Below are 21,380 nucleotides of genomic sequence, written 5' to 3' on the forward strand. Positions count from 1 at the left end.
ATGAACGCCGGTGCGGTCGTGAGTGGGAAACAGCGTCAGCCCCTGTTTCCCACTCACGACCAGCCTGGGGAATACACCGGCCGGACGGGCACCCCACCCCGCGCCGAGCCCAAGTCGGTAAGCGCTGTCCGCTCCAGGCCGTTTCCCTCGCCGCCGTCGCTGGTCACCGCCAAGGCCAGGGTGTTGCGGCCGTGCGGGTCCAGGATTCCGGTCGGCAGCGCGAAAGTGTGCTGGGGTCCGACGTCCGCGACGTACTGCCCGACGTTCCAGCCGTTGAGGAAGATCAGCACCCGGTACCGCCCGCCGGAGCGCGGCCGGGACGGGTCGCCCAGAGTCAGCCCGACCGACGTGTCCTGGCCCGGCGGCACGCGCAGGTCGAACGTCGTGCGGTACCACGTGGTCCCCGGCGCAGCCGAAGCCGCCGGGACCGCGGCCCGCGCCCAGGAGCGGTCCGGGAAGCCCGGCAGCGACCACCCCGCGCGCTCGCCCGCGAGACCGCCGTTGTTGAGCGGCCCGCGCACCGGGTCCGCTGTCCCGCCATGGATCTTCCACGTCGATCCGGTCAGCGACGACGAGATCAGCCCGCGTCCCTCCTTGTGCGCGTCGTTCACGCCGCCGTCCTCGTTGTGGCCGTTGTTCCGCACCATCACCGACACCACGTGCGGGCCGTCGCCGCGCAACTCCGGAGGCACGGTGAACGTCGCGGTGCCGGTCGTCGGCGGCGACGCCAGTGCCGACGGCAGGACGTTCTCCCCGAGGTACTGCCCGTCCAGCCACGCCTGGAGCATCCCGGCGCCGCCTCCGCCGTAGCGCAGGCTGATCTGCTCCCCCGGTGAACCCGTGACCCGGCCGCGGTACCAGACGTCGCCGACGCCGAAGCCGTAGTCGTCCGCGGTCAGCACCGGCTGTCCCACGGGCGGCGGCGTCGTGCTGTTCGTCGTGGTGCGGTCCGCCGCCGGCCACGCCGAGTCGTCGTAGCCCGGCGAAGATTCCGGGGAGCCGGGCGCGGACCGCCAGCCGGTCAGTTCGGGCAGCCGCGGGTCGGCGGGTCCCGGCAGCGGCCGGACCGCAACCAGGCTGCCCGACGCCGTCGGCCGCGTCGGCACGATCGCGCCGTTCCACCGCACCACCGGGCCGCGAGCGCCCCAGACTTCGAGGTCGCGCGGACCCTTCGTGTCGCCGGTCAGCGCGGACCCGGCCGTGGCGGTCCGCACCAGGTCCGGTCCGCGGACGAGCAGGCCCGAAGCCAGCCAGAACGTGTCGGCCGTGGCGTCGTCGGCGAGCAGCAGCGTCACGGCCGGGCGGCCGCCGCCGCTGATCCGGACCCGGGCGAGACCGTCGTGCCGGTAGTTCAAGCGCAGGTCGTTGCCGGTCCAGGTCGTCGTCACCGCACCGGCGAGGACGTCCACCCGCGGCCGGGACGCGTACCGCAGCACTGTTTCGCCGTCCTCGCCCGGCCGGCCGTGCAGCAGCACCGTTCCGGCGGCCTGGGCCATCAGCTCCGACGTCGAGTACACCAGGTGCTGGCCCGCGACGTCGAAGTTCGCGACGAGCTGCTTGGCGTCCTGGCCGTTGAGCCGCAGCGGAACGGTGTAGGAACCGTCCGGTGTGGACAGCGGGAAGGTGAAGCTGTCGTCCGTGGTCACGTTGGACGGTGAATGCATCGGCACGTACAGCTGGACGCCGGTGTCCGGGTTGACGTTGTGGTAGACCTTCACCGCGGCCGACGACGGCGTCACCGGATCCCCACGGTCCATTTTGGTCACGTCGGGGACCGTGGCGAGGAAGTAGCCCAGCTCCTTCATCGTCAGCGCCTTCGGCCGCAGCTGACGCCCTTCGTCGATCGCCGCACCGTAGTCGTACGACGAATAGACGACCGGGGCCGGCAGCCAGCCCCACGACGTGCCGCCGAACGTCATGTAGAAGTTCTGCAGCGTCAGGCCGTTGGCCAGGTTGGTGCCGTAGAACACGCGCTCGTAGCCCGGTCCCTGCCGGACGGCGGTGCACGGGTAGGTCCCGTTGCTGCCCCAGTAGTCGAACCAGCCGCCGCCGAACTCGGCGACGAACCCCGGCGTGTTCGGCGACGCGCTCGCGCCGCCCTTCGCCCCGCCCGGGCCGTAGGTACCCCAGTCCGGCGCGACGCTGGGGCTGCCGGGCGTCGCGTCGGTCCGGCACGTGCCGCCGGGGTAGCCGTCGAAGGCGTAGAGGTCGACCTTGCCCGGCACGGTGCCGGGGACCCCGGAGTCCGCGGGCACCCAGATCCCGTTGCGGCCCTTGTCGTTGTGGAAGACCGGGACGGTGATGCCGTCGGAGCGCACCTTGTCGTACAGGTGCGCCACGTAGTTCTGCTGCGCGGTCCCGGTGGCCGCGAGCTCGTTCTCGATCTGGTACAGGATCACCGAACCCCGGCCGTCGGTGTACTGGTGGCGCGCGATGATCCGGTCGATCTGCGACAGCCATTCGTCGGCCGCGGCGAGGTAGTCGGGCGCGTCGCTGCGGGCCCGGCCGGCCTGGGTGCTCAGCCACGCCGGGAACCCGCCGCCGGTGACCTCGGCGTTGATGTACGGGCCCGGCCGGGCGATGACGTACAGCCCCGCCTCGGCGGCCAGGTCGAGCACGCGGTCCATGTCGCGGACGCCGCTGAAGTCGTAGACCCCGGGCGCCGGCGAGTGGTAGTTCCAGTCGAAGTAGATCGACACCGCCGTGTAGCCGGTGGCCTTCATCTTCTGCAGCACGTCCCGCCACAGGTCCGGGCTGGGCAGCCGGAACGGGTGGAACTCACCGGACCAGACGACCTGGCGGCGGCCGTCGAGCATCAGCGAGTACTTGTCGAACGTGACGTGGTGCTTCGCCGGCGAGACCGCCGACGCGGGCGCGGCGCACAGCCCGGCCGTGACGAGCAGGGCGAGGACGAAGGTCGTGAAGCGGTGCATGAAAGACCCTTCAGGCGCGGCTGCGGCCGACGTAGACGTTGCGGGCGCGGTAGTACGTGGCCGATGTCGGCCCCGGCGAGCCGGCCGAGCCCTCCATCTGCAGGTTGAGGATCAGCCACAGCGGCTTGCCGGCGAAGTTCGCCCCGCGGTGCTGCCCCACCCAGGTGCCGTCGAGGTAGTAGTGGATGTCCACATCGGACGCGTTCACCTTGGCGATCCACGCGCGGTAGCCGTGCCAGGCGCCGGGGTCGGTCACACCGACGATCGTGTTCGACCAGGCGCCATTGGCGTTCTTGTAGGTGTTGAACCAGTTCCGCGCGTCACCCTTGAACTCGAGGATGTCGCTTTCCGGCGGCCAGCTGGTGGCACCGGTCAGCCAGAACGCCGGCCAGGTGCCGCGGGCCGACGGCGCCTGGAACTCGCCCTTGACCTCCCACTGCGGGAACTGGTCGGACACCGTGATCTGCTGCTTCGCGTGCACCGCACCGGAGTGGTAGTGGATCGGCAGGTGGGGGTCGCTGCTGCTGGTGCCTTCGTTCGCGGTGATGTGCGTGGCCTTCAGGACCAGGACCCCGCCGGATTCGAGGTACACCTGGCTGTGGTCGGACGCGCTCGCGTACATCCGGGCCGTGCCGTTGTGGTCGGAACCCCACGGGTAGCGGTAGTTCCACGCGGCCTGCAGCGCGCTGTAGCTCGCGAAGCTGCCGTCCAGCACGGTTTCCCAGGTGGCCGCCGCGGCGCGGCCGCCGAGTGCGGCACCGGCCAGCCCGACGGCGCTTGCGGCGAGGAAGTTCCTGCGGGTGTGCGGCATGGTGGACCTCCCGAGGCTCAGTAGACGTAGGGCCAGCCGGCGCTGTCGTAGCCGATGAGGTTGATGCCGAGCTTGCCGGTCAGCGGCGTCGCGTCGGAGTAGTAATAGTGGTAGACGAGCACGTCGGCGTCGGAGTCGTGCAGGACCGCGACGTGGCCCGGACCGTGGACGACGCCGTGGCTCGCCAGGATCTGCGTGCCGCCGCCCGCCGTCATGCGGACGCCGTTGCGGTCGGTGTACGGCCCGGTGATCGACGTCGAGCGCCCGACCATCACGCGGTAGGTGCTCTTCGTGCCCTGGCAGCACAGGTCCCACGAGACGAACAGGTAGAAGTAGCTGCCGTGCTGGACGATGTACGGCGCTTCCTCGGCCGTCGTGCCACCGGTGCGCTGGGCGATGCCGCGCAGCGCGGTGTCGCTGGTGCTGCGCTTGCCGGTCGCCGGGTCGAGCCGGTACATCTTGATGCCCGTCCACCACGAGCCGAAGCTCAGCCACCACCGGCCCGCGGAGTCGACGAACAGGTTCGGATCGATCGCGTTGTAGTCGCTGGCGTTGCTCGTCTGCACGACCAGGCCCTGGTTGGTCCAGCTGCCGGGCAGGCCGGTCGTGCTGGTGGCCAGGAAGATCGCCGAGTTGCGCGAACCGAGCGTCGAGGCGGCGTAGTACAGGTAGTACTTGCCGTTGTGGAACGAGATGTCCGGCGCCCACAGGTACCCTGGATTCGCCGGGTCGGTGAAGGGCGCGGTCCACGGCGCGCCGTTCGGCCAGACGGACCCGAGCTTCGTGAAGTGGATCCGGTCGGTCGAGCGGCGGACCTGCAGGTACTGGTCGGTGGAGTACAGCAGGTAGCTGCCGTCCGCCGCCCGGATCATCGACGGGTCGTGCACCGCGGTGATGTCCCCGGTCACCAACCCCGGGTTCGGGTAGTCCGCGGCCTGCGCGGCGGGCACGCCCAGCAGGGCGGCGGCCACGGCGATGACGGCCGGGAGGCGGCGCAGTCTCATGGCTGGTCCTCGGTTCGACGATGATCCTGGACTGTTAGCGTTAACACTCAGAGCTGGTGTCCCTCGGCGGAATCCGGGTGAGGTGACGGTGAGATGGTCGACGCTCACCCGGACTCCGTCAAGGGCCGACGGGAGGTTTTTCCCGACCGTCAGTGCACGGGGTTCCACCCGTCGCCGCCCGCGAGGTACCGCTGCGGGGTGAAGGTCGCGGCCTGCGCGGCGGTCAGCTGCGGCCGGTCGGCGCCGGTGCCCGCACCCGGCCCGGTGTTGCGGTACTCGAAGAACCGGGCGTCCTTCCACGAGAACCCGGACATGTCCGTCCACGGAGTCGCCTTGATCGCCGCGGGTAAGGCGGTTTCGCGGATGACGACCTGCGCGATCGCGTCGACGTCCCCGCCGGGGTGCCACGGCCGGCCCAGGTAGAAGCTGGCGTTCGCGGCCGGGCTGACCACCTTGCTGCCCACGACCAGGAAGCCGTAGGCGGTGCTCCGACGCGTGCTCGCCGCCGTCAGGTAGCCGTTCGGATTCGAGCCGCGGTCGAGCGCGGTGATCATCGCCCGGTCGAACACGGCGGTGGCGCGGCCGAAGAGGAAGTCGACGTCACCGCTGATCGCGCAGTTGCGGTAGTACTGACGGCCGATCGTGCCGACCGCCGCGGTGTCGGCGTAGAGCGTGTCCTGGTGGCCGAGGAACGTGACGTTGTCGAAGACCATCCGGTCGCCGCTGGTCTTGACCGCGACCGCCTGGGTGGCGGTGATCTCCGGGTGGGCCTTGCGGTCGAAGGAGTTGCGGAAGGTCAGCGCGCTCGCCGTGAAGCCGTTCGCGGCGATCGTCGCGGTCGCGCTGCCGGTGGTGCCGTACGTCGTGCCGTCGGGTTTCGTCGTCCCGCTGGCGTTGTCGTAGTCGACCACGACGTCGGACGCCTTGCCGGTGCTGCCGCGCAGGGTGATCCCGGTCTTGGCCGCGGGCACGGTGATCACCTCGCGGTACGTCCCGGGCTTGACCGACACGGTGCCGCCGGCCGAGACGGCGTTGATCCCGGCCTGCACGGTCGTGTAGTTCCCGGTGCCGTCCTTGGCCACGACGACGTTCGCCGCGGCGGGTGCGACCGGCGACGCCCCGATGAGGAGCGAGGCGAGGAGCAGGGTCTTGAACATGGCACCTCCACGGGGACGCCGGGGGTACCGGACGGCGGCCGGCACCCCCGGACGGTTACTGGTAGGTGATGTTGGCCGTGGTGTAGAGGCAGTTCGTCGAGTCGGGCCCGCTGCCGATCTTCGTCGGCTCGCCGCTGGTGACGCCCTTGTACTTCTGGCAGGGCTCGATCTTGCGGCTCGAGTCGCCGACGATGGTGATCCGCGTCAGCTTCGCGGTGTCGCCGTAGTTGGTGTTGATGCCGACGAGCGCCTTGCCGGGCACGGTCGCGGTGACGTTGTCGACGACGACGTTGCGCTTGTACTGCGTCTTGCAGTTGCCGCAGGAGCGGTACAGCTTGCCGAAGTCGTTGACCTGGAAGTTGCGGATGTACATGGTGCCGGGGCCGTTGTGCTGGAAGACCTTGTCCGACGCCTTGCGCGCGCCACCGCCGTCGATGGTCATGGTCTGCGAGGCGGACGTGCCCTTGAAGGTCGCGGCATCCTCGCCGACGTCCTCCCACCAGACGTTCAGCAGCGTGCACGTGCCGAGGCAGTGCACACCGTCGGCGGCCGGGTTGCCGAGGACGACGTTCTTCAGGGTAGTGCCGTTCGACAGTTCGAAGATCGGGCCCTGGTCCTCGTCCTGGCCGCCGGTGCCGAGGTCGCCGGTGCCGTAGAACCGCTTCAGGCCGCCGTCGTAGGTACCGCTGGTGACCTTGATGGTCGCGCCGACGGCCTGGCTGACGCTCGGGTTGGGCCACGAGGCGGCGCTCGCGGGGTGGTCGGCCACGATCACGGTGGACACCGCGAGGGCGGCGACGGCCGCGGCCCGGGCCACCCGGGAAATCGAAGACATGCTCATCACTCCTTGGTCTTCCCTGCTCGGGAAATGGTCCTAGCGAGTGCTGAAAGCGCTTTCTCAGTCTCGGGTTCCCGGGTTCGGCGTGTCAATGCCGCCGGGCGAAGGGACGTCGGTGTCGCCCGGATGGCTGTCGTGGACGGGAGTTTTCAGAAAACGAGAACCGCCGGCTCAGCGACCTTCGGGACCCGCACCGGCGAGCACGCGCGCCGGCACCGCCCACGCCGGATCCATGCGGTCCACCAGTGTCGGCGTCCAGCCGACGTCCGCCCCCAGGTCCGGGTCGTTCGCCGCGTTGTACTCGGCCAGCAGGTCCACCGGCCGCGGAGGCGCCCACCCCACCGAGACCAGCGTCCCCGTCGCGTGCAGCACCGTCCCCTTCCAGTACTCGACCAACGCACCCAGCGGCACCGAAGCCGGGATCCGGAAGAAGTTGTTCTCCGCGTAGATCCGCGACTCGACCCCCACCCCCAGCGAATACGTATAGGCGGCCGGATCCCGCACCAGGTACAGGTTGTCGTAGACGTGCACCTGCCCGTAGCGCACCCGCGGCGCGCGCTGCCCGATCTCCGAGAAGAGGTTGTGATGCACGGTGACGCGCAGCTTCCCGACGTCGTACGTCGGCTTGTCGGTGTTGCCGATCAGCATCGTCTTGTCGTGGTCGTGCAGCCGGTTGTCCGACACCGTCACGAGGTCCGAGCCGTTCACGATGTCCAGCAGTCCGTCGTGGACTTCGTACTTGCGCCCGAAGTACGTCGGCTGGGTGTTGTTCCCGCCGTCGCTGAACTCGTTGTGGTCGACCCACACGTGCGTCGCCCCGACCAGGTCGACGTTGTCGTACTCGGAGTTCCAGTTCCCGTCCGCGCCGTCGAGCGGGTCCCACTGGGGGAAGCAGTCGTGCGCGTCGGAGAACCGCAGGTTCCGCAGGATCACGTTGTCGCCCGTGACACGCAGCGTCAGCCCGTGCAGGGTCGCGCCGTCCAGCCCGTAGATCGTCGTGTTCGGGCCGACGTCGACCACCACCTGCGCCGCCTGGTTCGCCTGCGACCGGGCCCGCGCCTCTTCCAGGGGACCCGAGGGCTCGACCTTTCCCCAGGTCGCCGGGTCGTACGCCGCCAGGTACGCGGGCCGGGTGTAGCCCGGGTCGGCGAAGTCGTCGCAGCTCATCGGCCGGTCGCGGGCGTCCACGTTGCCCTCGATCGTGCCGCGGACGTAGACGATCTTCGGCGCGCCGGGATGCGATGCCAGCGCCGCGACCAGCTCCGAACGCTTCGACACCGTGTGGACGTCACCGCGTGCGGCGGCCGCTCCCCCGGTCGTCCCGGCGCCCCAGCCGTCGTGCGCGCCGAGCACGACGCGGCCCGGGTCGTGGCCGTGGGCTTCCGCCGGTCCGGCGGTGACGGTGAGTCCGAGCAGGGCGAGGCACCCCGCGAAGACCTTCCAGCGCATGTCGGCTCCTTCAGTCGGCCGCCCGGGCCGCGAGCTCGGCCAGCCGGGCGGGGTCCGGATCGCCGTCGAGGACGACGACGTGGTGGGTCAGCATCAGTTCGTCCCCCGGTTCGAGCAGCCACGGCCGGTGGTACGTCGCGGCGAAGCTGACCACCGGGAACGGCTCCGCGCGCACGTACCAGGCCGTGGGGAAGCCGCGGTTGGCCGGGTTGTCGGCGAACAGCAGCGTCGACGTCCGCAGGCTCTCGTCGTGGTGCCCGGTGAACGCGAGCCACGGCGCGCGGTGCCCCATCGCCTCGTCCGCCGGCCGGCCGTCGGACGTCCGGACCGTCCCGCCGACGAACGAGCGCGGCCCGCGCCAGAACAGGCCGCCGTACCCGGCCGTCTCACGCCCTTCGGTCACCGGGCTCCCCCACCGCAGCTCACGGCCGCTCGTGTTGCGCAGCCGGCTCGACCACGTGAGGGTCCAGCTGTCCGCGGAGACGTCGCCGAAGCGCAGCGTGCGGTGCTCGGTCAGCCACCGCCGGCCCGCCGCGGTCCGCCAGGCCAGCTCGTGCCGCAGCTCGCAGGACCCCGCCGCGCTCACGAGGCTCTCCCACCGGACGTGGCCGACGCTGCCGTTGTTGTCGAGCGGCGTGTACCCGCGGCCGCGCACGTACGTCCGGCCGCCCCAGAAGTTCTCGCCCGACAGGTGGGCCATGGTGAACTGCAGGCCGTTGTGCCAGGTGTGGTCGTGCGGCCGGACCGCGGTCACGACCTCGCCCGCGGTGGTGCGCAGCGGGTGCAGGTACGGCTTCGGCGAGTCCCCGGCCGGCGTCGGCGGCGCCACGACGTACTCCGCCAGGACGAGGTCGCCGACGTGGACGCGCATCCGGCCGTCGTCGTCCTCGGCCAGCTCCAGCGTCCCGTCGCCCACGGCCGCCCGGCTCACGCCGGTTCCCCGATTTCGCCGAGCAGGTCGTCGACGGACACCGGCGCACCGGTGGCCAGGGACCGGTTGGCCGCCAGCCCGGTGAGCAGCGCCTGCAGACCGGAATCGTGATCGGCGGCGCAGCCCAGCGGGTCCGGTTCGGCGTCGCCGAGCAGCTCGGCGAGCATCCGCTCGTCCCCGCCGCCGTGCCCTTCGCCGAGGACCTCGTCCAGCACGACCTCCGGTGGCCCCCAGTGGCGTTGCAGGGTCAGCCGGGCCCGGCCGGTTCCGCCGGAGTCCGTGGCGTACTCGTTTTCCCGGACATCCAGCTCGAGCCGCCCTTCGCTGCCGGAGAACGCGACGCGGTAGCCCTCCCGCGGCGAATACGCGTGCAGGTGGTAGTTCAGGACCACCCCGCCGCGGTGGCGGACGAGAACCGACATCTCGTCCTCGATCGTGACGCCGGGCGCGAACACGTTCTGGTTCCTGACGTAGCCGTCTTCCTGCTCCGCGTCGCGGTAGAGCGCGCGCAGCCGAGGCGAGGCCTCGAGGTCCAGAGCGAACCGGCCATCGGCGTGCCGGCGGCCGTTCTCGTCGCCGTAGAAGAACAGCCGGCCGAACGCGAACACCGTCTCCGGCCCGCGGTCGAGCCACCAGTTGACCAGGTCGAAGTGGTGGCCGGACTTGTGCACGAGCAGGCCGCCGGAGTTCGCCTTCTCGCGGTGCCAGCGCCGGAAGTAGTCGGCGCCGTGCGCGGTGTCGAGCAGCCAGCTGAACTCGACCGAGCCGATCTCCCCGATCGCGCCCGCGGCGAGCAGCTCGCGCACGCGCCGGTGCACCGGGTTGTACCGGTAGTTGAAGGCGACCCGCACCGAACGCCCCGTCTCGCGGCGGGCGGCCAGGATGCGCCGCGCGCCCTCGATGTCGGTCGTCATGGGCTTCTCGGTGACGACGTCGCAGCCGGCGTGCAGCGCGGCGACGACGTAGTCCGCGTGCGTGTGGTCGGGGGTGCACACCACGACGACGTCGATGCGTTCCTTCGCCAGCATCGCGGAGAAGTCCGCCGGCCGGTAGCCCGGCACCGAGGCGCCGAGCCATCCGTTGTGGACCCGCATGCGGGTTTCGTTGTGGTCGCAGAAGGCCGCGAGCTCCGCCTGCGGCGAGCCGGCCAGCGCGCGGGCGAACAGCTGGGCCCGGGAGCCCAGGCCGACGATCGCGTAGCGACGCGTCACCATCACGTCTCCTCTCGGGCGAGGGTCCAGGGCAGGGCGAGTTCGGAGAAGAGCGCGAGCCGCTCGGCCGCGGCATCGACGGCCCCATCGACGCCCGGCACGACGAACCGGCGTTCCGGCCCGGTGCCGACGGCCCGCGCCCGGGGCAGCCGCCTCGGCTCGGGCGCGTCGCGGACCGCCTCGACCAGTGCGGTGAAGGCGCGGGTTTCGGCCAGCGGAGCGAGCAGGGGCACGCCGTCGCGGACGTGGTCGACGAGGTTCGTCAGCAAGTCCTTCGGCGGGCCGACCGGCACCGGCTCACCACCGATGAGGACGACGTCGGTCTTGTAGTGCCACCGGATCCGGCCTTCGGTGCCGTGGATCAGCACGTAGGGCTCGTGGTCGGCTTCGGCGGCGAGCGTCGCGGCGACGACGACGTCCGGTGCGCCGGCGAAGCACAGGCGGGCGCACGCCGTGTCGTCCGACTCGATGTCGCGGGCGCGGTACAGCTCGATGGTCACGCGCTCGGGCAGGGCCCCGGCCGTGCCGTTGAGCAGCAGGGCGGTCGCGACGGCGTGGGCGAACGGGTTCGTCAGGGCGCCGTCCACGACCGCTCGTCCGTCGAGCCGGCGACGGCCCGCCCAGGCGGTGCGCGCGAAGTAGCGGTCACGCCGGATCCACGCGCCGGCGGCGGCGATCCCGGTGACGGTCCCGATCGCGCCCCGGGCGAGCGCGGCCCGGATCACCGGTACCGCGGGCGAGCCGAAACTCTGGAACCCGACCTGACAGGCCCGGCCACGAGCCCGCTCGGTCAGCTCGTCGAACGCCGTCAGGTCGAGCACCGGCGGCTTCTCCACGAGCACGTGGCAGCCCGCCGCGAGCGCGAGGCGAGCCAGGGGCAGATGCGTGTGCGGCGGGGTGGCCACCACGGCGATGTCCGCCGGCACGCGGGCCAGCAGCTCGGCCGGGTCGCGGGTGAAGACCGGCACCAGCTCGCCGGCCTCGTCCGGCGGCTCGCGGACGTCGCACGCGCCGGCCAGGACGATCTCGCCCCGGTCGTGCAGCGCCCGGGCCCGGCGCAGGTGCGTGCGCGCGTAGCCGGCCGTGCCGAACACGACCACCGCAGGAGTCATCGGGGCCCGCCGGTCGCGACGGCGGCCAGGGCCAGCGGCCCGGCCACCAGCAGGGCCAGGATCGGCAGCATCCACACGAGCACCACCGCGAGACCGGCCGCCCCGGCCAGGAGCAGAGCGTTCCCCGGCGCCGCCGCGGTCTCCCGCGCGGCGGCCACGGCCGCCCGGCGCCAGGACGGTTCCCCGGTCGCGACGACTTCGCACGTCCGCACCGCGACGACGACGCCCGCGGCGGCCAGCGACCACAAGGCGGGCTGCAGCACGCCCGCGCCTGGCATCGAGCCGACGACCTGCAGGTCGACCGCGAAGAGCACCACCGCGGCGAGCCATCCGAGGGCGAAGAGCAACCCACCCCGGGCGGCTTGGCGGAAGTCCACCCAGAACGTCGTCCACAGTGGACTTCCGATGCCGTGCCGCGTCCGGTCCAAGGCCCGGCAGCCCGCCGCGAACGCCGGGGCCGCCGTCACCACCGGCACCGACGCGAGCGCGACGAGCAGGCCCGTCAGCAGGCAGTCCGAGAAGTCGCCGAGCCCGGTTCGCCACTGGGTGGTTCGCATGGTCGTCACCCCTTCAGGCCGCTGGTGCTGACGCCTTCGACCAGCAGGCGCTGGAAGGCGAGGAAGAAGAGCACGATCGGGACGAGCGCGAGCGCCGACATGGCGAACATCGCGCCGAAGTTCGACTCGCTGCTGGTGTCGACGAACAGCCGCAGGCCGAGCGGCACGGTGAACTTCTCCGTGTCGTTCAGGTACACCATCTGCGTGAAGAAGTCGTTCCACGTCCAGATGAACGTGAAGATCGACGTCGTGACCAGCGCCGGTTTCGATAGCGGCAGCACGACGTGCCAGAACGTCCGGTAGACCGAGCAGCCGTCGATCGTCGCGGCCTCGTCGAGCTCACGCGGGATCCCGCGCATGAACTGGACGATCAGGAACACGAAGAACGCCTCGGTGGCCAGCAGCTTCGGCAGGATCAGCGGGACGAACGTGTTGACCAGCCCGGCCTGCTGGAAGATCACGTACTGCGGGATGAGCGTGACGTGGTAGGGCAGCATCAGTGTGGTGATCATGAACGCGAACAACGCGCCGCGGAACCGGAACTTCAGCCGGGCGAACGCGAACGCGGCCAGCGAGCAGGACAGCACGTTCGCGACCACCGACAGCCCGGCGACGAGGAACGAGTTGAGGAAGAAGCGGCCGAACCCGACGTCCGCCGCGCCTTCCCAGCCCTTCGTGTAGCCGTCGAAGACGAATCGCGTCGGCAGTAGTGCCAGCCGCGACAGGATCTCGTCCGGCGGCTTGACCGACGCGAACGCCAGCCACACCAGCGGGTACAGCACCACGGCGACGATCACCAGGCACAGCACGTGCCAGCCCGCCGAACGCGCGGAGCGGGGCACCACGGTCATGTGCGCTCCTCGGCATCGTCGTAGAACACCCAGAGCTTCGCGGTGCGGAACACGATCGCCGTGACGATCGCGATCACCGCCAGCAGCACCCAGGCCATCGCGGACGCGTAGCCCATCCGGAAGTCCTGGAAGCCGACCTCGAACAGGTAGAGCGTGTAAAACAGGTCCGCGTCGGCCGGCCCGCCGCGCCCGCCGCCGATGACGAACGCCGGGGTGAAGGCCTGGAACGCGTGGATGGCCTCCATCACCAGGTTGAAGAAGATCACCGGCGAGAGCATCGGCAGCGTGATGTGCCGGAACCGGCGGAACGCGCCGGCGCCGTCGATCGCGGCCGCTTCGTGCAGCTCGGCCGGGATCTGCTTGAGCCCGGCCAGGAAGATCACCATCGGCGCGCCGAACTGCCAGACCCCGAGCAGCACGATCGAGGCGAGGCTGAACTGCGGGTCGTCGACCCAGCTCGGCGTGTGCCAGCCGAAGAAGGCCAGCACCTCGTTGACCGGGCCGCCGCCCATGAACAGCGCCCGCCACACCAGCGCCGCCGCGACACTCGCGCCGAGCAGCGAAGGCGCGTAGAACGCGGCGCGGTAGAAGCCGTTGGCGCCGCGACGGGTGTTGAGCAGCATGGCCACCATCAGCGACACCGCGAGCTTCAGCGGCACCGAGACCAGGACGTAGATCAGCGTGACCTTGACCGACTGCAGGTAGCGGTCGTCGTCGGTGAACATGTGCGCGAAGTTGCCGAAGCCGACCCACTTCGGCGAGGTGAAGAGGTCGTAGTCGGTGAAGGACAGGTAGAGCGAGACGACCATCGGGCCGACGGTCAGCGCCACCGCGCCGAGCAGCCAGGGCGTCAGGAACGCGAAGGCCTCCGGCTGGCTCTTGCGGCGGCGCCCGGGCGGCCGGTCCCGCCTCCGGACCCGCGCGGTCGCCTCCGGGGCGACCGGCGGGTCCGGGGTGCGCACGGTCGTCATCGGTTACTTGAGTCCCTTCTCGGCTTCGGACATGAACCGGCTGACGGCGTCGTCGATGCTCATCCGCCCGAACGCGACCTCCTCGTAGGTGCGCTGGAGGAGCTTCTGGATCGCACCGGCGCCCTTGGGCGGCACCGGCGGCGCGGCACCGAGCTTCGGTTCGAGGGCGGCTTCGTAGTCGTAGAGTGTCTTGTCGGCGCCCTTCGCGGACCCCGCGAGCTGGGCGCGGACCTTGAGGTTCGGCGCGAGCCCGCGGTCGGTGCCGACGATCTTGCCCACCTCGGGGTCGTTGACGAGGAAGTCGACGAGCTTCGCCGCCGCCTCCTGCTGCTGGCTGCGCGCGGAGACCGAGAGGAACATCGACGGCCGCCGGTACTGCCCGGTGTTCCCACCTCCGTCCGTCGGGTACGGCGCCACGTTGAGCGGCTTGCCGTTCGCCTTCTGGTACGCGGGCAGGAGGTTGTCGTAGGCGAACTCGGAGCTGGTCAGCTTCTTGCCGAGCGGCGACTGCTCGGGCGAGGTGTTGTAGGACGCCGTGACGTCGGCCGGGGACGCGCCCTTCGCGTCCCGGAACCGGCCCGCGAGCTGCCAGTACCGGCGCAGGTCGTCGGCGGTGAAGCCGAGCTTGCCCTCCGGCGTGTAGAACTGCTTGTCCTGCTGGCGCAGCCAGATCTCCAGCGTCGTGTCGAGAATCCCGAAGTCGGTCGCCCCACGCGCGGCGAACCCGCTCGCCGCGCTGACCTTCCGGGTCGCGTCGGCGTACTGGTCCCAGGTCAGGCCCTTCGCCGGGTCCGCGCCCGCCGCGGTGAACGCGGCCGGGTCGTAGAGCATCGCCGGCGTGTTCTGCGCCCACGGCACGGCGTAGCGCTTGCCCTGGTACACGCCGGTCGCCGCCAGCTCGGGGTTGATGTCGGTCAGCGAGATCGCCTTGCCCGTGCTCTGGTTCAGGTCGGCCAGGACGCCCCGGCCGCCGTACTCGGCCAGGTAGCGCGTGTCGACGTTGAGCACGTCCGGCGGCTTCCCGCCCGCCGTCTGCGTCGCCAGCTTCTCCCAGTAGGCCGCGTACGCCGAGAACGACGTCTGGACCTTGATCTTCGGGTTCTTCTGCTGGAACAGCTCGACGGCCTTCTTGGTCAGGTTCGCCCGGCCGTCGCTGCCCCACCAGACGAACGTGATGGTCACCTCCCCGCCCTCGCCGCCCGGGTCCGAGCCGCACGCGGCGACCCCGGTCAGCAGCAGCGGGACCACCGCGGCCAGCGCGACGAGCGTTCGCCGCTCTCTTGTCCGACGCATCGAGCTCTCCGTTCTCAGCCGGTCAGCACTTTCTGAAAACGCTGTCAGCGCGTTCACGGTAGGCAGTGCGCTGGACTCGTGTCAACGGGCTCATCGAGGCAATACCCATTGTGCAGCAACGGGTTGACCGAAAGATAGGCAGCTTGAGAAAGCGCTTACAGCGCACCCGGATCGAGGCGGGCTGTCAGCGCGAGGGGCACCGGGAGACGCGCTACCCGGTGCGTTCCGCGGCCGGGCCGCTCCGGCGGGCACTCGCCCACGGGACACCGATCTCGGAGAACAGCGCCAGCCGGTCCGCGGCCACGGCCACCTCCTCGCCGATCCCCCGGACCACGGGGTGCCGGCTCGCCCCTTCGCCGGCCGTGCGGATCCAGCCCGCCGGGATGCGGGCCGGCGACGGCGCGTCCCGCACCGCCTCGACCACCGACGCGAACGCGCGGGTGGCCGGCAACGGCGCGAGCAGCGGGACTCCCGCCGGGTCGAGGTGGTGGGCGACCAGGTTCCGCAGCAGGTCCACCGGTTCGCCGAGGTGGACGCGTTCGTCGTCGAGCTCCAGCCGGTGGCTCTTGTACCAGAACTTCGCGCGCCCCTTCGAGCCGTGCACCACCACGTACGGCTCGTGGTCCTGCTCGGCGCACAGCGACGCGGCGACGACGATCTCGGGACCGCGCTCGAAGCGGATGCGCAGGCACGCCGTGTCGTCGGCTTCGATGTCGCGCGTGCCGTACAGCTCCAGGGCGATCGCCGCCGGATCGCGCCCGCCGACCCCGCCCACGAGCAGCGCGGTGGCCACCGCGTGGGAGAACGGGTTGGTCAGGGCGCCGTCGACGACGGCCTCGCCATCCAGCCACCGGCGGCCCGCCCAGGGGTTGCGGCGGTAGTAGGCGTCGGTGCGGATCCACGCACCGGCCGCGCCGACGCCCACCACCTCGCCGAGCTTCCCGGCCGCGATCGCCGCCCGCAGCACCGGCAGCGCCGGGGAGCCGAAGCTCTGGAAGCCGGTCTGGCACGCCGAGCCGTTCTCCGCGGCCAGCCGGGACAGCGTCCGGAACCCCGCGAGGTCGAGCACCGGCGGGGTTTCCAGCAGCAGGTCGCCGCCCGCTCGCAGCACCGCGCCGCCGACCCGGACGTGCGCGTGCGGCGGGGTCGCGACCACGGTGAGGTCGGGACGGCAGCGGCGGAGCAGGTCGTCGACCCCGACGTGCGCGGTGCCGCCCTCGGGCAGCAGCGCGATCGCGGCGGCCGACGGGACCCGGACGTCGGCCATGCCGGCGAACCGCACCAGGCCTTCGTCGTGCAGGATGCGGGCGCGGTGCAGGTAGCTGAACGCGTAGCCGGACGTGCCGACCACGGCCAGCCGCGGCGGGTCCGCGACGGTGCGGCGCCTGCTCCCCGACATGGGTCTCCGATCGGCGCGACCGGGTGCGGCCGCGCGGGAACTGACGAATGGGCAGTTCGGGAGAAACTTCCGGTGGTCACGGTAGGGCGTTCGCGACAAGCGTGTCAATATCCGCCGTCCCGTCTTCGAATTCATCGAAGACGGGATACTCCGAACGGCGGTGGCCGGTTCGAGATAGCGCTTACTCGAACCGGCCGTGCGCTCCGCCGCCGATCAGATCCGGCCGACTCCGGCCCCCGCGGTCACGGTGGCCTTGACCGTCGAAACCGGTTCCAGCGTGAAGGAATACGGCGCCTTCGACATGCTCCCGGTGCGGGTGATCTTGTTCGTGCAGCCGCCGAAGGAGTTGCCCGACTCGTTGAGGTAGCCGTCGACGTCGCTGTCTCCGGTGGTTTCGAGACACACCTTCGTGGATTCGAAGACGTTGTTCTGGGCGAGGAACTGCGCGTTCATCCGCGAATGCACGGCGGAATCGGCGACCGCGTGGAAATAGTTGTCGTAGGCGTGCCCGGTGCCGAACCGCAGGCTGGGCAGCCGCGAGTTGACGTTCTCGAACCAGTTGTGGCTGTAGGTGACGTGCAGCTTGCCGGTGTCCTCGGAAGCGTTGTTGTCGCTGTGCCCGACGAGGGAGACCTTGTAGTGGTCGTGGAACTTGTTCCAGGAGACGGTGATCCCGTCGGCGGCGTGGCTGATGTCGAGCAGGCCGTCGTAGTAGTCCTTGCCGTGGTCGAGGTCGGAGGACAGGTCGTTGTGGTCGACCCACACGCGGGTGGCGCCGCGCTGGATCTGGATCGCGTCGGTGCCGACCGCCTTGGAGATGGCCAGGTTGCGGATGATCACGTTCGACGACTTGTCCACGGCGAGGCCGCCGCCGGTGAAGCCGGAGCCGGACCCGACGCCGAGGACCGTCTTGTTCGACCCGATCTTCACCAGCGTCTTGTTCGCCAGGGTGATCTTGCCGCTCACCCGGACCGTCCGGGCGGTGGCGTCCGCCACCGCGCTGGTGAACGCCGACGCCGTCGTCACGGTGACGGTCTCGCCGCCCGCGCCGCCGGTCGTGCCGGCGCCGAAACCGACGGGGGAACTTTCGTAGGCGGCGTGCGCGACTCCGGTGGGGACCATCGCCGCGGCGAACGCGGCCGTCGCGAAAACGCGCAGGCAGAACTGGGCTTTCCTGGTCATCAGGCACCTCGAAGGGGGTGGGGACCCGCGCCCCGGGAACGGGGAACACGGCGGAGACTCCGTTCTACGATTTGCAGCAAAACCCGGTCAACGATTTGCAGGGTTTTCATCCGAAGCCCAGCCGAATGGCCCTGCGGCGGCCGGATTCCCGCTGCCGCAAGGCGATCCGTTGTTGACAACGCTGCCGGGCGTTTCCATGATGTTGCTCAGAGCCTGCCGAGGAGTAGCCGTGAGCGTGACCATTCACGACGTCGCCCGCCGGGCCAACGTGTCGATCTCGACCGTGTCGCGCGCGTTCACCTCGCCCGACCTGGTCCGGCACCAGACCCGCAGCCGGGTGCTGGCGGCGGCGAGCGAACTCGGCTACCACGCGGTCGGCGCCCCGCAGTCCACCGCCCGCACCGGGCACATCGGCATCGTGGTGTCGGACCTCGGCAACCCGTTCTTCACCGGCGTGCTCGACGGCGTCCAGGCTCGCGCGCGCCAGGACGACGTCGCCGTGTTGTTCGCGAGCAGCGACCAGGACCCGGCCACCGAGCAGAACCTGGTCCGCCGGATGGCCCGGCAGGTCGACGGCGTGGTGCTGGGCAGCCCGAGCATGACCGACGACCAGCTGCGCGCGCTCGCCACGCAGACGACGCTGGTGCTGCTCAACCGCGAGGTGCCAGGGATCCCGTCGATCGTGATGAACGCGGCCGACGGGATGCGGCAGGCGATCGAGCACCTGGCCGCGCTCGGCCACCGCCGCTGCGCCTACCTCGGCGGCCCTCGCATGTCGTGGGCGAACCGCGCCCGCCGGCAGGGTCTGGCGGAGGCGGCCGAGCGGCACGGCACGGAGGTCGTCGAGTTCGGCCCGTTCCCGCCGGTCTTCGAAGGCGGACTGCAGGGCGCGGACCTGGCACTGGCCGCGGACGTGACGGCGATCGTGGCGTACAACGACCTCGTGGCGTTCGGAGCGCTGGCGCGGCTCAACGCCCGCGGCGTGCCGGTGCCGGACGAGATCAGCCTGGTCGGCTTCGACGACCTGGTCTTCGCGGCGATCTCGGCACCGCCGTTGACGACGATCGCGATGCCGACGGAGGCGGCGGGCCGGGCGGCGGTGACGATCATGCTGGACCTGCTCGACGGTGCCGCCGACGAGCAGACGACTCAGGTGCTCGACACGTACTTGATCGTCCGCGCCACCACGGCCCCACCGGCGAGCTAGCCGCCGCGCCGGGTCCGGGGTCCGGGTCCTGATGTCATGAACGAGTCGTTCATGACATCCGGCGCCAGTGCTCCGGCAAAGTCCCGCCGGGGACCCTGCCGTCCTACGCCAGGAACGAGTCGTTCACCGATTCCGGCGGTGAGCTAGCCGCCCAGCACGTGGCGTTCCAGGAAGGGGTTGCGGAACTTGCCGGCCGGGTCGAGTTCCGCCGCCAGGGTCCGGAAATCGTCGATTCGCGGATACGCCCCGGCGGTGTGGAACAGCTTTCCCCAGTGCGGCCGCGCGCGGAAGGGCGCCAGCCGCTCCTCCAGCACCGGGAGCACCGCCTCGACCTCGGGCTGGCGCGGCTGCCACGTGAAGTGCAACGCGACCCGATCACCCCCGTGACACGGGCTCAGCCACAACTCGTCCCCGGCGATCGCGCGGATCTCCGACACCAGCAGCACCGGCGCCAGCAGGTCGCCGATCTCCCGGACCGCCCGCATCGCGGCCACCGCGTCGCGATAAGGCACGAAGTACTCGGACTGCAGCTCGTCCCCCACACTCGGGGTGAACGCGAGCGCGAAGTGCGGCAGCCGCTCGTGCCACGGGCCTCCGACGCCCTGCTGCGGCGTGCAGTTGTCGGCCGGGATGCCCGCCGCGTGCGCCGGGTGGCGGGGCCCGTCGGCCGGGACCGCGCCGAACAGGTCCGTCCGCGGGGTGAACGCGTCCACCCGGCTCTTGACCCACACCTGGTCGATCGTGTCGTTCGCCCAGTTCGTGAACAGGCTGACGCTGTAGCCGGCGTCTTCGATCTCGTCGAAGTGCCGGTACGCGGCCTCCCACGGCAGGCCGTCGAAGACGTCTTGGCGGACGTCGAACGCGGGCTCGACGTCCAGGGTGATCCGCGTGACGACGCCGGTCGCGCCGAGGCCGACGACCAGTCCGGGGAACTCGGCGTGGGCGCGGGTGAACGTCCGCAGCTCACCGTTCGCGGTGACCAGCTCGATCGCCGACACGGCCGAGGCGAGTCCCGGCTGCCGTCGTCCGGAGCCGTGGGTGCCGGTCGCGACGCTGCCGGCCACCGTGATGTGCGGGAGCGACGCGAGGTTCGGCAGCGCGAACCCCGCGGCGTGCAGCTGCGCGGCGAAGTCGCCGTAGCGGGCGGACCCGCCGACGGTCACCGTGCCGTCGCCGATCTCCACCGGAACGTCGAGCGCGCGCAGGTCCAGCAGGACGCCGCCGGGTGCGTCCGCGATGTCGTTGAAGCAGTGGCGGCTGCCCAGGGCCTTGACCCGCGTCGCGGCCGCGACGGTCTCTCGCACCTCGTCGACCGTGTGCGGAGTCACCACCGAGTCCGCGCTGTAGGCGTGGTTCCCGGCCCAGTTCGACTCGCCCAACGTCCCCTCCACAATGCCGGAATCCCCGCCTCCGACCCTACGCGGGCCCGGCGCCGGTCAGCGGGCCGGGATGATCGCCTGGTGGGCGCCCCCGAGGCCGTGCGGGCTGAGCAGCCGGCCCATCCGCTTCGGCATCCGCAGCGTGATCGCGCGGTCGAGGACGCGGGCACCCGGCGCCGCGGCCGCCAGCCGCGTCTCGTAGCCCGTGCAGCCGGCCGGTTCCCGCAGCCACCCCGACACCACCAGGTTGCCCTCCCCCACCACCGCGGCCGAGAGCCGCGTCTCCGGCAGCTGCGCGATCGCCGTGCCCGCGCGGTCCAGGTCGCCGGCGGCAATGGCGAGGCGGTAGCCCGCGATCACCGGCCAGCCCGCCGGGACGTGCGCGAGGTCGCAGCGGAAGTCGAGCTCGTGGTTGCGCAGCATGCGCGCGAGTGTGCGGCGCACCGCCGACTCGCTCATCCGGCAGTCGCGGGCCAGCTCGGCGTAGCTGCGCCGGCCGTCCTCGCCGAGGGACTCGACCAGCGCGCGCAGGTCCCGGTCGTCCCACTGCTGCGGGACGACCAGCCGGGCCTGCACGGCGGTCTCGTCGAGCGCCGCGCGCTGCTCCGGGGCCAGCGCGTTCACCAGCCAGCCGCTGCCTTCGCGGTAGACGCGCGTGGCCACGGCGAACCGGACTTCGCGCACCCCGGGCAGGGCGCCGAGGCGGCCGGTGACCAGCGCGTCCAGCGCGTCGAGATCCCGGGCGGCCAGCGACAGGAACAGGGAGAACCGGCTGGTCGTCCGCTCGACGCTGAACACCGACGGCCAGCCGCACAGCTCCCGGGTCAGGTCGGTCAGCGCGTCCGGGCGGCAGGCCAGGTCGACGTAGCCGACCGTGGTCGTCGGGGCCGTGGCGTACGCGGTCAGCCAGGCCAGCCCGGCCGCCTGCAGGCGGTCCCAGCGGCGCGCGGCCGTCGTCGCGTCGGTGCCGACGGCCGTCGCGATCCGCGTCCACGGCGCCCGCGGGTCGCGCTGCAGCGCCTCGACCAGCGCGAGGTCCGGGCCGCTCGGCCGCGCCGGTTCCGGCGAGGCCGCCGGGGAAACGGGCATGGCGCA

General features: G+C 71.4%; 18 protein-coding genes. 1 reads left to right on the forward strand and 17 read right to left on the reverse strand.

The genetic code is table 11. From position 1 onward, the window contains the following. Nucleotides 1-53: 53 nt before the first annotated feature. The 15 genes from AB0M59_RS17020 to AB0M59_RS17090 form a co-directional block, all read right to left on the reverse strand. Nucleotides 54-2,933 carry a beta-galactosidase gene (locus AB0M59_RS17020; protein WP_364615572.1) on the reverse strand — a complete coding sequence of 960 codons (2,880 nt, stop codon included), beginning with the start codon at nt 2,931-2,933 and terminating at the stop codon, nt 54-56. A gap of 10 nt (nt 2,934-2,943) precedes the next feature. Continuing rightward, nucleotides 2,944-3,744: a family 16 glycosylhydrolase gene (locus AB0M59_RS17025; RefSeq protein WP_364615575.1), complete on the reverse strand. Its 801-nt coding sequence runs from the start codon at nt 3,742-3,744 to the stop codon at nt 2,944-2,946. Between the two features lie 17 nt (nt 3,745-3,761). Beyond that, a complete protein-coding gene (locus AB0M59_RS17030; RefSeq protein ID WP_364615577.1) occupies nt 3,762-4,748 on the reverse strand; it encodes an arabinan endo-1,5-alpha-L-arabinosidase in 987 nt (328 codons plus the stop codon). Nucleotides 4,749-4,897: 149 nt separating this feature from the next. After that, a complete protein-coding gene (locus AB0M59_RS17035) occupies nt 4,898-5,905 on the reverse strand; it encodes a pectinesterase family protein (RefSeq protein WP_364615580.1) in 1,008 nt (335 codons plus the stop codon). 55 nt (nt 5,906-5,960) lie between these two features. Further along, nucleotides 5,961-6,731 (reverse strand): pectate lyase, encoded by a 771-nt coding sequence (locus AB0M59_RS17040; RefSeq protein ID WP_364615962.1) that lies wholly within the window; start codon nt 6,729-6,731, stop codon nt 5,961-5,963. 183 nt (nt 6,732-6,914) lie between these two features. Continuing rightward, nucleotides 6,915-8,192, reverse strand: coding sequence for a pectate lyase (locus AB0M59_RS17045; protein ID WP_364615583.1), 1,278 nt, complete (start codon nt 8,190-8,192; stop codon nt 6,915-6,917). 10 nt (nt 8,193-8,202) lie between these two features. Beyond that, on the reverse strand, nt 8,203-9,123 hold the full coding sequence (locus AB0M59_RS17050; RefSeq protein WP_364615586.1) for a PmoA family protein: 921 nt from the start codon (nt 9,121-9,123) through the stop codon (nt 8,203-8,205). Next, complete coding sequence (locus AB0M59_RS17055; protein WP_364615589.1) at nt 9,120-10,337, reverse strand: Gfo/Idh/MocA family oxidoreductase; 1,218 nt, start codon at nt 10,335-10,337, stop codon at nt 9,120-9,122. Before AB0M59_RS17055 ends, AB0M59_RS17050 begins: the two co-directional genes overlap by 4 nt. Continuing rightward, nucleotides 10,337-11,446: a Gfo/Idh/MocA family oxidoreductase gene (locus tag AB0M59_RS17060; RefSeq protein ID WP_364615592.1), complete on the reverse strand. Its 1,110-nt coding sequence runs from the start codon at nt 11,444-11,446 to the stop codon at nt 10,337-10,339. Before AB0M59_RS17060 ends, AB0M59_RS17055 begins: the two co-directional genes overlap by 1 nt. After that, complete coding sequence (locus AB0M59_RS17065; RefSeq protein ID WP_364615595.1) at nt 11,443-12,003, reverse strand: DUF624 domain-containing protein; 561 nt, start codon at nt 12,001-12,003, stop codon at nt 11,443-11,445. Before AB0M59_RS17065 ends, AB0M59_RS17060 begins: the two co-directional genes overlap by 4 nt. Nucleotides 12,004-12,008: 5 nt before the next feature. Next, nucleotides 12,009-12,854 carry a carbohydrate ABC transporter permease gene (locus tag AB0M59_RS17070; RefSeq protein ID WP_364615597.1) on the reverse strand — a complete coding sequence of 282 codons (846 nt, stop codon included), beginning with the start codon at nt 12,852-12,854 and terminating at the stop codon, nt 12,009-12,011. Continuing rightward, entirely contained in the window at nt 12,851-13,825 is a 975-nt protein-coding gene (locus AB0M59_RS17075) for a sugar ABC transporter permease (protein ID WP_364615600.1), read from the reverse strand. Before AB0M59_RS17075 ends, AB0M59_RS17070 begins: the two co-directional genes overlap by 4 nt. 3 nt (nt 13,826-13,828) lie before the next feature. Continuing rightward, nucleotides 13,829-15,118: an extracellular solute-binding protein gene (locus tag AB0M59_RS17080; RefSeq protein WP_364615603.1), complete on the reverse strand. Its 1,290-nt coding sequence runs from the start codon at nt 15,116-15,118 to the stop codon at nt 13,829-13,831. A gap of 211 nt (nt 15,119-15,329) precedes the next feature. Further along, the gene (locus AB0M59_RS17085) at nt 15,330-16,517 is read right to left on the reverse strand and encodes a Gfo/Idh/MocA family oxidoreductase (protein WP_364615606.1); all 1,188 of its coding nucleotides are present in this window, start codon (nt 16,515-16,517) and stop codon (nt 15,330-15,332) included. A 213-nt stretch (nt 16,518-16,730) separates the two neighbouring features. After that, nucleotides 16,731-17,699 carry a pectate lyase gene (locus AB0M59_RS17090; protein WP_364615609.1) on the reverse strand — a complete coding sequence of 323 codons (969 nt, stop codon included), beginning with the start codon at nt 17,697-17,699 and terminating at the stop codon, nt 16,731-16,733. Nucleotides 17,700-17,928: 229 nt separating this feature from the next. Between AB0M59_RS17090 and AB0M59_RS17095 the strand changes: the two genes are divergently transcribed. Continuing rightward, a complete protein-coding gene (locus tag AB0M59_RS17095) occupies nt 17,929-18,906 on the forward strand; it encodes a LacI family DNA-binding transcriptional regulator (RefSeq protein ID WP_364615612.1) in 978 nt (325 codons plus the stop codon). Between the two features lie 143 nt (nt 18,907-19,049). On the opposite strand, the gene AB0M59_RS17100 is transcribed toward AB0M59_RS17095, so the two are convergent. Together AB0M59_RS17100 and AB0M59_RS17105 are read right to left on the reverse strand one after the other, a co-directional pair. Next, nucleotides 19,050-20,285: an FAD-binding protein gene (locus AB0M59_RS17100; RefSeq protein ID WP_364615615.1), complete on the reverse strand. Its 1,236-nt coding sequence runs from the start codon at nt 20,283-20,285 to the stop codon at nt 19,050-19,052. 57 nt (nt 20,286-20,342) lie between these two features. Then, complete coding sequence (locus AB0M59_RS17105; protein ID WP_364615618.1) at nt 20,343-21,374, reverse strand: Lrp/AsnC family transcriptional regulator; 1,032 nt, start codon at nt 21,372-21,374, stop codon at nt 20,343-20,345. Between the last annotated feature and the right edge of the window lie 6 nt (nt 21,375-21,380).

It is taken from the genome of Amycolatopsis sp. NPDC051371 (genome assembly GCF_040682155.1).
Taxonomy (GTDB): Bacteria; Actinomycetota; Actinomycetes; order Mycobacteriales; family Pseudonocardiaceae; genus Amycolatopsis.